Source organism: Methanomassiliicoccus sp. (genome assembly GCA_033485155.1).
Classification (GTDB): domain Archaea; phylum Thermoplasmatota; class Thermoplasmata; order Methanomassiliicoccales; family Methanomassiliicoccaceae; genus UBA6.
The window spans coordinates 277,289-292,006 of record JAWQJJ010000002.1 but is presented as its reverse complement, the minus strand read 5'-3'; the positions used below and the strand labels follow the sequence as shown (position 1 = coordinate 292,006).

The window sequence follows — 14,718 nt, the reverse complement described above, 5'->3', positions numbered from 1 at the left end:
AGTGTTCGGAAAAAAAATATTATCCCTCAGTCGGTCTCCGAGCCGGTCTTGACGACCTTGTTAGTGAGCCCGAACCGATCGTCGAGCCGCTGCATGAACGGCGACATCAGGACCCGGTTCATCAGGGACACGACACCTCGGGAGGCCCGCACCCCGATGAGCGGGGTGACCTCTCCGCCCATCTCGTACTTGTAGGACTCTGTCCCCGCGCCGATCACTAGGGTGGTGTATCCCTTGTCCCTCAATTCGTTGAAAAAGTAATAGTTCATCAGCCAACCGGGGGAATGGTCCATCAGCGCATTGTTCATGCCGAAACGGTAACCGTAGGCGCGGTCCCCGTCAAAGAACCCGAAGCGCTGGGAAGCGATCTGACCGTCGATCAGGAGCTCGTAGGCGAAGCCTACGTCCCGCTTGTATGCCGCCATGACCGCCTCCCTGAGGAAGCCAGGGTTCTCCGGGTTCCGGAAGTAGCTCCCTCCCTTGGAGGCCCAGCGCTCGATGTGCTGCTGAGTGTAAACATCGACCGCCCGGTCGATGTCTTCTGCCGCCAGCCGCTTGAGCTCTATGGTATGCCCGGCCCGTTCCATACGTCGCAGGTTCTTCTTCAGGTTGCGCCGGGCGTTGAAGTTGAAGTTCTGGGTGATGTCCCCCTCCGCCGGTAGGGTGAGGGTGAGCTTCTGGCCCTGGGGGAACTCCGTGGTGAACCATTTCCCTCGAACCGCTTCAAGGAAGTCCTTGGTGGCCCGATTGCTCTCCAGGTTGATGGTCGTCATCATGCCCCAGTCCAGGCGCTTGATCTGGTCGATGATCTCATGGAGGACATCAGCCCGCCCCTGAGGATAGAGCACCTGAGTGGTGGAAAGCCGTAGGCGGTCCTTCATCTCGCCGGCGAGGGCCAGCATCTTAACGGGGATCCCGGCGACCTTGTACCGGTATGTCGTCAATGGCGCAACGCCAACCAGCTCACCCTTGTCCTCGATCAGGATGACCCTAGGAGCCGCCGATGCCTCATTGGCCTTGAACCAGGCCTGGGTCAGGTAGTTGGAAGAGAACACAGTGCCCCTGCATTCCCTCCTTAACACTTCCCAGCGATCCTCGTGCTCAGCAAGCTCCTCGTAAGAAGTTATGACTGTGCTCTTCAATCCTCAACACCTCCTGGTGATAGCGGCGCCTGGTTTCGCGTCCCTTCCGACATATCGTCCGCTCCCACAGGGGTTTCCCCCGGAGCGATGTGGACGCTCGCCGGGCCGCTCTGATTGAGCCTAGACCCGATGGCCTTTACCGGCCTTGACGATGCGATGCGGGACACCCAGGAAGCGATCCCCCGGGTCGCTCCTATGCCCACCAGAGGGGACTCAACCCCTCCCATCTCGTACTTGTACCGCTCCGAGCCGCGGCCCATCACGCAGCATTCGATCCCTTTCTCCCGAAGCTCGGCGAACAGGGAATTGCAAATGAGCCAACCGGGGGAGTAGGGCATGAAATCATTGCTCATGCCGATGCGGTAGCCATAGGCCGTTCTCCCCTCCAGAAAGCCGAACATCTGGGCGGCGACCTGGCCGTCGATCTCCAGCTCGTAAACGAAGCCCTTTTTCCGAGTGTAGGCGGCCTTGCTGGCCATCTTCAGGAAATCGACGTTGTTCGTGTTGCTGAAGTGGCTCCCCCCCTTGGTGGCCCAGCGCCCGATATGCTGCTGGGCATAGGTCTCGGCGGCTCGATCGATGTCCTCGTAGGGCACGTTCCTAAAGGTCATACGGTGACCCTCCCGCTCGATCTTGTTGAGTGCTTTCTTCAACGTCCGCTTCCCCTTCTTGTCGAACAGGCAGCTGATCTCGCCGCTGTCGGGTATGGGGATGGTCACCTTACTGACCGGGTCGAAATCGAGGCAGTTCCAGGTGGATGAGGCCTTCTCCATGTACTGGTCGACTAGCTTGCACCGGTCCATGTTGGCCGTCCATAGCACGTTCCAGTCCTGGCGCTTGATGGCCATGACCAGGGATTCAAGAGCTTCAGGGTCCTCACTCCGGTAAAGGACCGAGTTGGTGTACAGCCGAAGCAGTCCCTTGACGTCCCCAGCCAGGGTCAACATCTTGAAGGGAAATCCAGCTACCCGGTACCTGTAATAGGCCAGCGGGGCGACACCAATGAGGCCATGGTCATTCTCTACGACGACCACCCTGGGGGAAGCCGTCTTGGAGAACGCCTCGAACCACGTCCGAACGAGGAAATCAGAGGAGAAGACCGTCCCGCCGCTCTCGAGCCTCAACCGTTCCCAGCGGTCCTCGAAATCCCGCATCTCCTCGATCGATCCTATCACAGAGGTTTTCAAAGTGGTCCCCGGTACGAGAGTTATATGAATAAATGCGTATATAATTTATTTTCCGCCATCCTTTTATGCTCCCAGCCGTTCCTCCCCCGTTCGAAGCTCGATCGGCCGATAGTCTCTACAAGAGCCTGATGGTGATCCTCAGCGGGATAAGCACCAAAGAACCTAGTGCGTTGAAGGGGCATTCTTGACCTCGCCTTCGATGTTGACAACTACCAATCGGCGCTTTCCTCCCTTGGTCTGATCGATCCGGGGGACCTTGACCAGGGTGATCGGATCGAACCAGTCGGAGAGCTTCTGCCGCTGGGCTTCGATGATCCTCTGCTCCACCTCGGGAGTCAGGTTGTCCCTCGGACAGATATGGAGTTCGATCGCCCCCGGCCGGTTCTGAACGAACTGGAACGTGCTCACATAGTCCCATATGAACTTGTCCACCCATACCGACAGGCCGGGGAACCTGGTGCCCTGCTTGGTGATAAGGTAGTTCTGCTTCCGTCCATCCAGCCGCTCCACGGTCCTCACCCTCCGCCCGCAGGTCGGGCATTTCACGAGTTCTGCGATGCGACCGTAGTCCTGGGTCCGGTAGCGGATTAGCGGCATGGCCTCGTTCCACAGTCCGGTACCCACCAGCTCGAAGCCGTACTCGTCCTCCCGGTTCTCTGCGTACCCATATAGAGGGTTCATATGATACGTGGTCCGCGTCCCGTCGTAGCAGCCATAGCCGAGGAGGACGTGCTCCGACGCCCCGTAGAAAAAGCATATGGGGACATGGAAAACCTCCTGGAAGAAGTCAAGCTGCTCGGAGGTGACCTCCTCCGATGCCAGGAAGATGCCCTTGACGTTCAGGGTCCGTCCGGTAGCCTTGAGATGAGCGGCCACGACCTCGAGGCAGGAGGGATAGGTGTGAATGAACTCCGGCCGGAACTCCTGCGATCGGTCGATGATGTGGTCCAGCCACTTGTCGTTGAGGTGGCGGGGGGATACCAGCAGGCGGCGGTCCTGGCGGCGGCAGGGGGGCTTGTCCTCGGGGGCGATCCCGTCCGCCGCGATGCGGAGGATCCTAGCTCCTCGCTCGTAGCCGTACCGGCCCCACATGTCCTCGATGAACGCCTCCTCCACCTGATACTCATCGCGGTTCTTCCAGAGCACAACCCCTTGGCCGGTCGATCCGCCGCTGGTGGTGTATATGAGGGACAGTTTGCTGAACCGGTCGGAAATGAACTCTTCCGGATGAGAGGTGATCTCCTGCTTGTCGATGTAGGGGAACAGACGCAGGGAATCCATCGCGGTGGAAGGAACGATCTTGTCCGGATCCAGATTCACCCGGTCCCGATAGTAGGGGACGTTCTCGAGGGCGTTCTTCAGCGTCCTGGTCAGGAGGACCTCTTGGGCTGAATGGATGGACGCGGAGGACTCATCATTGATGTCCTCCAGCTCCAGGTACCTCTTGGCCTCGAAGTACCTCTCGGACATGATCAGTGATTCCGGAAGCACCCTGCTGGCCCGAGTATATACGCTCTTGAGATGCGGCTGCACCTTGTTCTGCATCTTAATGTACAGCTCCTTGCTGACAGCCATTTTCCTTCCCCTTCGTTTTTCGGTCATCTGCTGGCAACCATGGTGAACGGTGGGAGCTCAGAACTCGTTCTGGGCTCTGCCCATCAGTCGTCTGCGCTCCTCCGATACCACCCTGTCGCCGTCCATCTCGAACATGGTAAGCTCCAGGTTCCCCACATGGGAGCACAGCGCGTCGATCCAGTCCTGTCCCCTAAGGACCCCGTGGTACTGCTGGAGGAAGACTCCATGGGAGACCACCAGCACCCGCCGGCCCCGGTGGTTGTCGAGCATGTATTGGTGGAACCTTTCGGCACGGGCCCTCAGGTCCTCGAACTTTTCTCCTCCGGGGATATCTACGGAATGATAGTCGTTCCCCACCTTAATGAAATGTATGGGCGGCCTAACGCTCTCCACGTCCGCGCTAGTTCGTCCCTGCAGAACGCCGAAATCACGCTCTCTGGCATGCTCGCAGGTGACGACCCGCACGCTGCCTCCGGTCAGTATCTCGGCCGTCTCCACGGCTCGTTGCAAGGGCGAAGCCACCGACACGTCGAATCCGATTCTCATGATCTCTCCGTAGGCCCGCCTGGCGTCCTCCCGGCCCGCTCCGTTGAGGGGGATGTCCATCGTCCCCGCGTACCGGCTTTGCTTGTTGAAGTCAGTCTCGCCGTGGCGTATGGTGGCAAGATACCAGCGTTCAGCCAATGTTCGCCCCCGTCAGCCGGATCAGCTCGTTCAGTCGGAGCACGGATGAGTAATCGGTGTACAGCGGGCCGATCTTCATGTACCTAACCCCGCCGAACACGGTCAAGGGGGAAAGGAAGGTCGACTCCGTGCTGATGGACCTGTGAGAGGTGATGGTGATCTGCCCATGCTTGTTAGCGACCTCCACCGCGCGCAGGACCGCGGTGACCGTCCCCGCCTGGTTGGGCTTGATGATCTCACCGTGGGTAAGGCCCTCTCTGGCCCCGCTCTCGATCCTGGCAGGGTCGGTGGAGTACAGGTTGTCACCGATTATCTTGCACCGGGACTGACCGCCGGCGAGCGCCTTCCAGGCTTCGTGGTCTAGCTCCCGGAGCGGATCCTCCAGGAATCCCAGCCCGAACTCCTTGATGATGTCCATCCAGTAACTGGTCAGGTCCTCCGACGACCTCACCGACCCGTCGGTGACCGAGAAATTATATCCTTCTTCGGTCCACAGATCCCCCGCCGACGCATCGACCCAAATATCATAACGGTCCCCGAGCCCCAGCCGGTCGAGGGTATCCTGGAGGAAGCGGAAGACCTCTCGGTTGTCAGGAGTGTCGAAGCAGAACACCGGATTGCCGTTGACTATCCTGCGCTTGCACTTCGCCAGCCTCTCCCTGATATCAGTCTGCATGGCCGCATGGTCTTGGATGACCTGCCCGACATCGTCGAAGCGCGGCACATAGAGATACTCCGGGAAGTCGCTGAGGATGGGATTGGTATACGCATGGTTCCCACCGTTGACGACATTAAGGCACAGACGGGGGAACCGGGCCACATCCCGGCCGTCCCTGGACCCCCACAACCGGGAGGGTGGGAACTGGGAGGCGTTGAAGAACGCCAGCGATAGCGCCCAGCAGTTATTGCGGCCGAACCGCTTCATCCTCTGCTCCAGGAAAGCGTCGACGTCCGCTTGGGTCACCGGCCGGTCGAACGACCGATCCGCGCGCATCTCCTCGACGATGCCCCCGGCATCGGAGCGAGTGGTCCGATCCTCGAAAATGCTGATGGTCTCCCCCTGGGGCGACGCTCCGATACCGATATTGCCACTCTCGAGCTCGATGATGAACTCGTTGGTGAAACCCATGTGAGAGTTGAGGACCCGTCTCCAGGAGACGTCCTTAATCTTCTTCGCGGACTCGTCAAGTTGCATATCGGTCGACTTATATTAATACAGGGACTATGTAAATCTTTTCTATCAGCACCAGTGCCGTGCGAACGATATTTATAACGATAAGTGAAGCTTAGAACGACGAACCTTGAGGGCGTGCCATATAGTGTTGGGTGTGCGATACCAGGGCACATCCACTTAATAGTTGAATGTCAATCAGTGACCGAATGGCCAGGAGTATCGAGCGCGTTCGGGAGGTGTTCCTTTGGAGCCCATGATCGAGATTCGGAATGTTTCTAAGCAGTATTTCATAAGTCAGAGCAAAGGCTACTATCATGCCGGGGGCGGGAGGCTGGGCGACAATCTGGCCATGGCGGTCCGCCATCCTATCCGCAGCATCAAGAACGTCCGCCAGCCCAAGGAGTGCTTCTGGGCCCTGCAGGACATCAAATACGACGTACAGAAGGGAGAGAGCGTGGGTATCATCGGTCGTAATGGGGCAGGAAAGAGCACGCTCCTGAAGATCCTCTCCCAGATCACCTACCCTACTGAGGGCGAGGTCGTTCTCCGCGGGTCGGTGGGGTCCCTCCTGGAAGTAGGCACCGGATTCCACCCGGACCTGACCGGCAGGGAGAACATCTTTCTCAACGGAGCCATCCTGGGGATGACCAAGAAGCAGATCGAGGCTCGGTTCGACGCCATCGTACAGTTCGCCGAGGTCGAGAAGTTCCTGGATACGCCCATCAAGAGGTTCTCTTCAGGAATGTACCTCCGCCTGGCGTTCGCCGTGGCCGCGCATCTGGAGCCGGACGTCCTCATCGCCGACGAGGTGCTGGCGGTCGGGGATCAGCAGTTCCAGACCAAGTGCCTGGGCAAGATGAAGGAGGTGTCCGAGGAGGGACGCACGGTCATCTTCGTCTCCCACAACATGCACGCCGTGAAGAACCTGTGCCAGAGCGCCCTGCTCCTCAAGTCGGGAAAGGTCGCGGGGAAGGGCGCGGTCGACGATGTCATCGCCGAGTACTCGCAGTCCCTCGACGCTCAGGACGGCATCTTCCCGGTCAGAGCCCAGGGCATCGAGATTGTGTCCATGGAGATCCTCCAGTCGGGACGGGATGCCATACTCATCGACGGGTCGGAGGAGTTCGACATCATCGTGCGTTTCAACCTGTCGGAGAGGGCGGACAAGCTACGCATGGGAGTGTTCATCAACAATTCTCTGGGCGATGAACTGATCCGCTCGTACTTTACCGACTGGGACAGCCGAAACGACAGCCTGGGGCCTGGCAACTTCGAAGCTCGGCTTACCTTCCCCAAGCGGTTGCTGGTCGCCGGTAACTACACCATCACCATCGGCGCCCATAAGATGGGGGGCTTCGATATGCTGGCCGGACACCGGGTGGAGAGGGCGATCAACGTATCCATGCCCTCGGACTTCAACTCCGGCGGTATGGCTGATCCGCTCCGGTCGCAGATCATCCTGGACCGCCGGTGGGACGTCCGCAAGGGCTGAGCGATCCAGAACGGATCGCGACTGACCTGATAACGGTTATATTCGACCACCCTGATTGACCATGTGGTGGAAGATCTGACGAAGAAAGCGCTCATCACTGGCATTACTGGTCAGGACGGTTCGTACCTTGCGGAGTACCTGCTGTCAAAGGACTACGAGGTCCACGGCATAATCCGAAGGGCGAGCACATTCAACACCTCACGCATCGACGGCATCTATATCGATCCGCACGAGGAGGGGGCCAGGCTCCGCCTGCATTTCGGCGACCTATCTGACTCGGAAGCCATCAACAACATCATCTATAACATATGCCCGGACGAGATCTACAACCTAGGTGCGCAGAGCCATGTGCGCGTCTCGTTCGAGGTGCCGGAGTACACCACCAACGTCGTAGCGACCGGGGTCACCAGGATGCTGGAGTCGATCCGTCGGTCCAAGAAGGCGATCAAGTTCTATCAGGCATCCTCGTCGGAGATGTTCGGGGCTGCGGCGCCCCCGCAATCCGAGACCACCCCGTTCGAGCCCCGTTCACCGTACGCCTGCTCCAAGCTCTATGCTTACTGGCTGACGCGCAACTACCGAGAAGGATACGACATATTTGCCTGCAACGGCATCCTGTTCAATCACGAATCACCCCGCCGGGGGGAGACCTTCGTCACCCGCAAGGTGACCCGCGCCATCGCCGCCATCAGGGCCGGGAAGCAAGACGCACTGTACCTTGGTAACCTTGACGCACGTAGGGACTGGGGGTACGCGCCAGAGTACGTTCAGGTGATGCACGAGCTGCTGCAGATGGAGAAGCCGGACGACTTCGTCATCGGGACGGGGGAGACCCACTCGGTGAGGGAGTTCGTCGAGGAGGCGTTCGAATACGCGGGATTGGACCAGGCCCAGTACGTGAGGATCGATCCCAAGTACTTCCGGCCGACCGAGGTCGAGGCCTTGGTCGCCGATGCATCGAAAGCCAGGAAAGTGCTGAAGTTCGAGCCGAAGATCAAGTTCAGGGAACTGACCAGAATCATGGTCGATGCCGACATGCGCGCCGCCGGGCTGGAGCCCATCGGCGAGGGTGATGCCATTCTGAAGAGTAAGTTCCCCAATCGCTGGTGGGGGGTAGACTGATGTCATTCTGGAATTCCAAGAAGGTGCTCGTCACCGGGGGAGCGGGATTCCTCGGTTCGTTCCTGATCGAGGAACTGAAAAAGGCCGGGGGGTCCCCCTCGGACATCATGGTGCCGCGTTCGAGGCACAAGGACCTGCGGGTGTGGGAGAACTGCCTGGATGTGGTCGAGGGCCAGGATATCGTCATTCACCTGGCGGCATCCGTGGGGGGCATCGGCTTCAACCAGGAGAACCCTGCCACGCTGTTCTACGACAACGCCATCATGGGCATCCAGCTCATGGAGGCGGCGAGGCGGAGCGGCGTGAGGAAGTTCGTGCAGCTGGGCACGATATGCGCGTACCCCAAGTTCACGCCGGTGCCGTTCAAGGAGGAGGATCTGTGGAACGGATATCCGGAGGAGACCAATGCGCCGTACGGACTGGCCAAGAAGATGCTGTTGGTGCAGGCGCAGGCATACCGGCAACAGTACGGATTCAATGCCATATATCTCCTGCCGGTGAACCTTTACGGCCCCCGAGACAACTTTGACCCGAGGTCCTCACACGTCATCCCGGCACTGATCAGGAAATTCGTCGAAGCGAAGAAGAACGGCGCGGACAGCGTCACCCTGTGGGGCACGGGAAGGGCGACCCGAGAATTCCTGTACGTCGAGGATGCGGCAAGAGGGATCCGTCAAGCGGCCGAGAGCTTCGATGGCCCGGAGCCGGTGAACCTGGGAGCGGGATTCGAGATCTCCATCATGGACCTGGCGCTGCTGATCAAGGAGCTAACCGGGTTCGATGGAGAGCTGGTCTGGGATACCTCTAAGCCAGACGGCCAACCCCGCCGCATGCTTGACACTTCTCGAGCTAAGGAGAAATTCGGGTTCGAAGCTCACACCGACTTTCGTGAGGGCTTAAAGCGAACGATCGATTGGTACATCGCCGCCGGAAGAGTTTGAGGGGTACATCCTAACGGGCCGCAGATACCTCCGGGACCGGCTGTTCCTGAACCCCCGCCCCAGGATGTTGATGTACACTATGGGATCCTCTCTGGTGAAGCCACAGCTCTCCATGAGCTTCCTGGACGGAGTGTTGGCGAAGGCCACCATAGCGTACATTCGTTCGCCGGGGTGGGTGCGGAGAGACTCCTCTATAAGCCTCTTGGCATACCCCCGGGACCTCATAGGTTTGACGATACCTAGATTGAACATATACCAGCCGTCGAAGGCCACACAGGTGCGGATGTGATTGACGTAATGAGATTCATTGGTCAGATCGAGGCCGCCGATGCGCTGGCCTCCGTCCCAAATCGATAGCAGCTCCTCGTTCGGTCGTGAGGAGGCGATATCATGGCGTACCGTGATGGCGTCCTCGTCTGCCGGAAGAGGTAGTGCCTGGGCCGGGCTGTGAATGGTGTAGACATGGAACAGGGCAACCTTGACGCCCAGTTTACCCGCTACCACGATCAAGAGGCTGACGAGATCGTTCACACGGGTCAAGAGTGCCTTTTTCAAGATGTCAAGGACGCCCATCGATGATCGCGGATGTATTATGTATCAACATCTTTTTATTAATTTGCCCTGCAATAAAAACCGCTTGCTCGATATCTGGAATGATAACGGCGAGCATCTGCTCACACAATTTTGTTCCTGCCCCGATCTCGGCCGCGTTCCTAGCAACCGCCGCCGCATCGCCCCGCCTGACGTCATCGAATGCTTGAGCCAGGAGGGAGCGGAAGCATCACCATCTGGAGTCATGGGGCGGCCACAATGCCGCCGAGCCCAGTGACCAAAGGCGGTCCCCGGCCTCACGACGTTGTGCTGGGAGCCAATCCCAATGTAGGAAGGCCTCGATCGGGCCAGCACGCCGATCATCCCAAATCGCACCGGTGCCATAATTGACCTTGCCGTCGCACACATCCTCGTCGCTCCCTTTCCATCGCACATATGGTCCAGGCGTCGAAGGCTGACAGAGAAGGAGCATCATGGAGAGTGGAAAAGTAGATATATAGCTTGATTAGAATAATGTCCGAAACTATTATTTCGTTGAAAACTAAAGTGGGGGCCTTCAGATAACGAAGAGCAAGTCGTTCAAGCTCATAACAGTGGTATCGGTGGTCGTCGTGATCGCATTGGTGGCGTCAGCCTTCTATCTGATGCAGTCACCAGTTTCCGCCGATTCGACCGCCAAGGACAAGGGCGTCGTCCTGATGGACCAGGCCTATTCGAGCACGGGCGGAATCCCGAGCAATATTTTCATGGGCAATAATCAAAAGTACAACACCACCACGACCCTGAGCTACGATTCTTCGTCGGGAGCCATCAACTACCGCACCGAGGGAGACCAGAGCGGGGCGGTGTTTGTGGGCATCCAGCCCTTCATCAACGGGAACCTGACCATTCGATTAAAGGTCAGTTCTGACAACTGGAACTCCAACGTGTACATTCTCGGGTCAACTTTCTGGATACAGACCCAGAGCCTCAGTAACGGGGGGGCTCGGGTCATCTCGCTGTACCAAACAAGCGAGGCCAAGTACAAGGAAGCGTCCTACGACGTCCCACCCAGTGCCCTGGAGGGCGGCATCAACACGATCCACATCATGGTGAGCGGGACGAACAGGTCCCTCTACGTCTACTTCGACAGCGAGCATGGGGTGACCACTCCACTGAGCCACTGGTCGGTCCAGAAGCTGCCTTACGAGCCCATGACCCTGCCCACGCTCAGGTTCGAGAACGAAAAGAGCGGTTATGCCACCTACGTCACAACCTCGCTGTATGGTGTCAAAGAGACCATCGCCGGCGGAGTGGTAACCGCGGTGCCGGGGAACGATTATGTGCCCTTCGGCATCGACTATCCGCGGGTAGAGGCGAACCAGAACGGAACGAACCTTATGAAGGCGAAAGGACAGACCGGAGTAGCATGGGCTGACCTGCAGTGGCTAGAGTACGAGCCGGAGCAGAAGGCCTATATCCAGTCCCTGCTTGACGCCGGCTGGGAGCTGGGCATCCACTACAACACCTCCCTAAGCAACCACCCCCTGGCCGAAGCCCAGAAGGTGATGAAGGAGCAGTACGACGCCGTTACCAGCATCTTCGGCCGGACCCCGACATCGTGGTGCTCATACCAGAATGGGGACAATGTCACTCATGCCATCTATGCTTACAATCAACTGCACATGATATGGAGGAACGGCTACTCCGGAATAAGCTACATCTCCAACATAGGGAACCTGGAGGAGAGGTGGTGGAGCAGCTTCTGGTCCTCGACATCGAACGGCCAGATCGTCTACCCAAGTTTCACTCACATGACCGACCAGGTAGAGGCGGAGGACTACTCCATCGACATCGGCAACTTCGCCAAGTGGATTCAAAGCTATTCCGGCAAGCACATTGTCGGTTTCAACGAGTACTACCAAAGGGTAATGAACCAGGTGGATACCAGGGTCCAGTACCTCAACGACACGAACTCCACCTCGCTGAAGTTCTCGGTCCAGACCAACGGCTTCCAGGCGAGGCTAATGATCGCTTTCCCGGACGCCCAGAACGCGACCGTGCTGAAGGATGGACATGCCCTGGTCAAGGATGTGGACTACACCGTGAACGGGCAGTACATCGTACTTTATGCCGGGTCGGGGGCGACCTACGAGGTCATCCCCCCTGTGACCGGCAATCTGAAGGTTTCACAGAGCAACCTCCTGCAGATCCTGCCATCACCGCTCGACGGCATCGCCGCGGCCGTACGCGAACAGTAGTGGTCTGGACCAGGGGAGGTTGGGAGAACGCCCGCCCGTTCGCATTAATAGGTCGGAGAAGGCATCGGTTCTCCCACCTCCCTGACAGCAGAACCAGAGATGAAAATTGGAAAAGGGGAAAAAGGGTCTTGGAAGGGGTTTGAGAGTTCACTTCGTCTGAGCAGGCGGTCGCCCGCTCAGACGGTTACCCGGCGATCAGGTGACGGTGTTACTGGTGACGACGTTGTTCGAGCCGCCATTGTAGATCGCGGGATAGCCCTGCGTGCCGCACTTGCTCAGCTGGTTGCCGGATATCGTGTTCCCGGACCCGGTGCAGGAGATGCCCGCTTCCCCGGTCCCGGAAATAGTGTTCCCGGTGCATTGACCATTATCGACCCCGAACTCGATGCCCGCTCCGGACAGGCCGGCGGGACAGGAGATGACGTTGTTGCGGACGATCGTCCCCTTACCATTGGAGGAGAACCCGACATTGATGGCCGGGTGGTCCCCATCCGTCCCGCAGTCGACCAGCGTGTTGTTCTCGATGAGGCCGCCGGAGACGATGTCCTCGGCCCCACGGGGGCTAAGCGACAGCCCGGAGGTCAGAGTGCGCTCCACGCGGTTGTTCCGCATTATGTTGTTGTCGATGTGCTGAACTATGCCGTCGTCTTCGCAGTAGAAGTAGCAGCCGCCCTGCAGGATGTCGTGGATGTAGCAACCCTCGATCAGCGAGTTCGAGCACCACGCCATCATGAAGGAGTCCCAGTCGGAGTGGTCGCTCTCGACGTTGCGGATGACGATGTTGTTGCCGCCCAGGAACTCAATGTTGTCATACGGCCCGTTGGTCACCCGAAGGTTGGCGATAACCACATTATAGCAGTTCTCGAAGTTCATGGGGTTCGAGGAAGACGTAGTGGAGCGGACGTCGCGCTTGCCGTCCCAGGTACCTCCCTGGACCTCGAAGTCGTGTGCCCCGCTGGCGGCGAGCATGTAGCCGGTGCCGGTGTTGCCCCAGGACACGGTGCCGTTAAGCACCAGGACACTATAGTTGGGTATGGTGATCGCCTTGGTTATGGAGAAGGTCCCCTGGAGCAGTACCGCTTGCTTGGCTGTCCGGCCCGAGGTCAACGAGCTGAGAGCGGTCTGGATGGCGGTCGCAGCGTTGGTCCCCGAGTACACCGAGGTCCCTGAGGCACTCTTCGTCGTGTAGGTGGAACCGGAAGCGGTCACCGTGTAGGCGTAGGTGTATGAAGTCGGGGTGGTGGTGGACGGCGGGGTGGTGGTAGTGGCAGCCTTCACGGTGAAGGTCACGGTCACCGAAGAGGCATCATACTGCCCATTGCCGCCATAGGTCGCCGTGAACTTGTAGGTGCCGGCCGTGGTAGGAGAGTAGTCCATGGAGAACCCGCCGGACCCGTTAGTCACCGCTGAAGACCCCTGAGTGGGGTTAACGGTGCTGCCGTCAGGCAGGGTCACCTTGAGGCTGACCGTGGCTCCAGATATGCCCGCCGTCGTCTTCAGCAATCCGCTGGCATGCATGGTGGAGCCCGTCTCAACGCTTGTCGATGTCGGTGTCAGGACCATGGAGGTCGCGGTGAGCGTGGTCGGCAGTGTCGAAGACACCTTGAAAGACGCACTGGTGATTGACGGACCGATGGTGGCGCCTCCTAGGTAGGACGCGGTCAGGCTGTAGTTGCCGATAACCGGCGGCGTGTAGTCGACGCTGAACGCACCGTTACTGTCGGTGACCTTGGAACTCGACAGTGTCGTCACCGTTCCGTTCGGCAGGGTCACATTGACCATCACGGCCGCGCCGGAGACCGCGGTGCCTGCCGAGGATAGCTTACCTTCGGCGTGGATGCTGTTGCCGAGCACGATGCTCGGGGAGGTGATGTTAAGGGCCATGGCGGAGACGGACGTCCCGGTGCCAGTGTTGGTGCTGGACGAAGGTCCCTGCACAGAAACCACCTTCTTCGCTGATGCCGAATATTGGCTTGAGTTGTAGGAAGCGGTGAAGGTGTAGTTACCGGCCACGCGCGGGACGAAGTCCATGGAGAAGCTGCCATCCCTAGCCGTGCTCGTCGTCTTACCCTGAGTGGGATAAGCTACTGAGCCATTGGGCAAGGTAACCGTCAGCGAGATCCTGACATCCGACCTGGTCGAGATCCCCGAGAGGATGCCCGACACGTGGACGTTCTTGCCGACCTGGAGATCGGTAGTGGTGACGTTCAACGTGATAGTAGCGCTCTTCTTCATCAACACAAAACCAGTGCTGGACTGATCCAGGGCCATAGGCGCCAGGACTGCCACCAACAGCAATGTGGCGATAACCGGGATCGCTACCAATTTGTATCTCGGTTTGGTCGTCATAAATTCCTTAAGTCTGTTCATCTCGGATCGCCCCGTGGTCGTTAACCGGCCGGATCGGTCCGCCGCAATGGCGGTTCAACATTCTGTAATTAATATAATTACGAATGTCCGGAAATATTCAACATTTTTTTACTAGTAGAGGCGACGTCTACAACGTTTATAATGTCTGTCGCCTCAGTATCAAGGCCAGGAAATGGGAGCTTATAATTCTGAGACTCGATAACGATGGCGATAGACATCATAGTGTATTTCATTTCTGA

The 14,718-nt window shown here is 58.5% G+C and carries 11 protein-coding genes; 4 read left to right on the top strand and 7 right to left on the bottom strand.

Going from position 1 to position 14,718, the window contains the following annotated elements; all coding sequences use genetic code 11:
• Positions 1-26: 26 nt before the first annotated feature.
• From SA339_04430 to SA339_04410, 5 genes are all read right to left on the bottom strand, one after another.
• Positions 27-1,142: a GNAT family N-acetyltransferase gene (locus tag SA339_04430; GenBank protein MDW5562453.1), complete on the bottom strand. Its 1,116-nt coding sequence runs from the start codon at positions 1,140-1,142 to the stop codon at positions 27-29.
• Entirely contained in the window at positions 1,139-2,317 is a 1,179-nt protein-coding gene (locus SA339_04425; GenBank protein ID MDW5562452.1) for a GNAT family N-acetyltransferase, read from the bottom strand. The genes SA339_04430 and SA339_04425 overlap by 4 nt, the downstream gene beginning before the upstream one ends.
• Before the next feature lie 174 nt (positions 2,318-2,491).
• Entirely contained in the window at positions 2,492-3,904 is a 1,413-nt protein-coding gene (locus SA339_04420; GenBank protein MDW5562451.1) for a hypothetical protein, read from the bottom strand.
• 57 nt (positions 3,905-3,961) lie between these two features.
• Positions 3,962-4,588 (bottom strand): histidine phosphatase family protein, encoded by a 627-nt coding sequence (locus tag SA339_04415; GenBank protein MDW5562450.1) that lies wholly within the window; start codon positions 4,586-4,588, stop codon positions 3,962-3,964.
• Entirely contained in the window at positions 4,581-5,783 is a 1,203-nt protein-coding gene (locus tag SA339_04410; protein ID MDW5562449.1) for a hypothetical protein, read from the bottom strand. The genes SA339_04415 and SA339_04410 overlap by 8 nt, the downstream gene beginning before the upstream one ends.
• Positions 5,784-6,015: 232 nt before the next feature.
• On the opposite strand from SA339_04410, the gene SA339_04405 reads away from it, so the two are divergent.
• The 3 genes from SA339_04405 (at position 6,016) to SA339_04395 (ending at position 9,317) form a co-directional block, all read left to right on the top strand.
• Complete coding sequence (locus SA339_04405) at positions 6,016-7,254, top strand: ABC transporter ATP-binding protein (GenBank protein MDW5562448.1); 1,239 nt, start codon at positions 6,016-6,018, stop codon at positions 7,252-7,254.
• Positions 7,255-7,320: 66 nt separating this feature from the next.
• Complete coding sequence (gene gmd / locus SA339_04400; protein MDW5562447.1) at positions 7,321-8,376, top strand: GDP-mannose 4,6-dehydratase; 1,056 nt, start codon at positions 7,321-7,323, stop codon at positions 8,374-8,376.
• Complete coding sequence (locus tag SA339_04395) at positions 8,376-9,317, top strand: GDP-L-fucose synthase (protein ID MDW5562446.1); 942 nt, start codon at positions 8,376-8,378, stop codon at positions 9,315-9,317. Before gmd ends, SA339_04395 begins: the two co-directional genes overlap by 1 nt.
• On the opposite strand, the gene SA339_04390 is transcribed toward SA339_04395, so the two are convergent.
• Complete coding sequence (locus SA339_04390) at positions 9,273-9,890, bottom strand: GNAT family N-acetyltransferase (protein ID MDW5562445.1); 618 nt, start codon at positions 9,888-9,890, stop codon at positions 9,273-9,275. The two genes, SA339_04395 and SA339_04390, sit on opposite strands and share 45 nt — an antisense overlap.
• 572 nt (positions 9,891-10,462) lie before the next feature.
• Here SA339_04390 and SA339_04385 point away from each other — a divergent pair.
• The gene (locus SA339_04385; protein ID MDW5562444.1) at positions 10,463-12,109 is read left to right on the top strand and encodes a hypothetical protein; all 1,647 of its coding nucleotides are present in this window, start codon (positions 10,463-10,465) and stop codon (positions 12,107-12,109) included.
• 195 nt (positions 12,110-12,304) lie between these two features.
• Here SA339_04385 and SA339_04380 read toward each other — a convergent pair whose 3' ends face one another.
• On the bottom strand, positions 12,305-14,434 hold the full coding sequence (locus SA339_04380) for a right-handed parallel beta-helix repeat-containing protein (protein MDW5562443.1): 2,130 nt from the start codon (positions 14,432-14,434) through the stop codon (positions 12,305-12,307).
• Positions 14,435-14,718 lie beyond the last annotated feature (284 nt).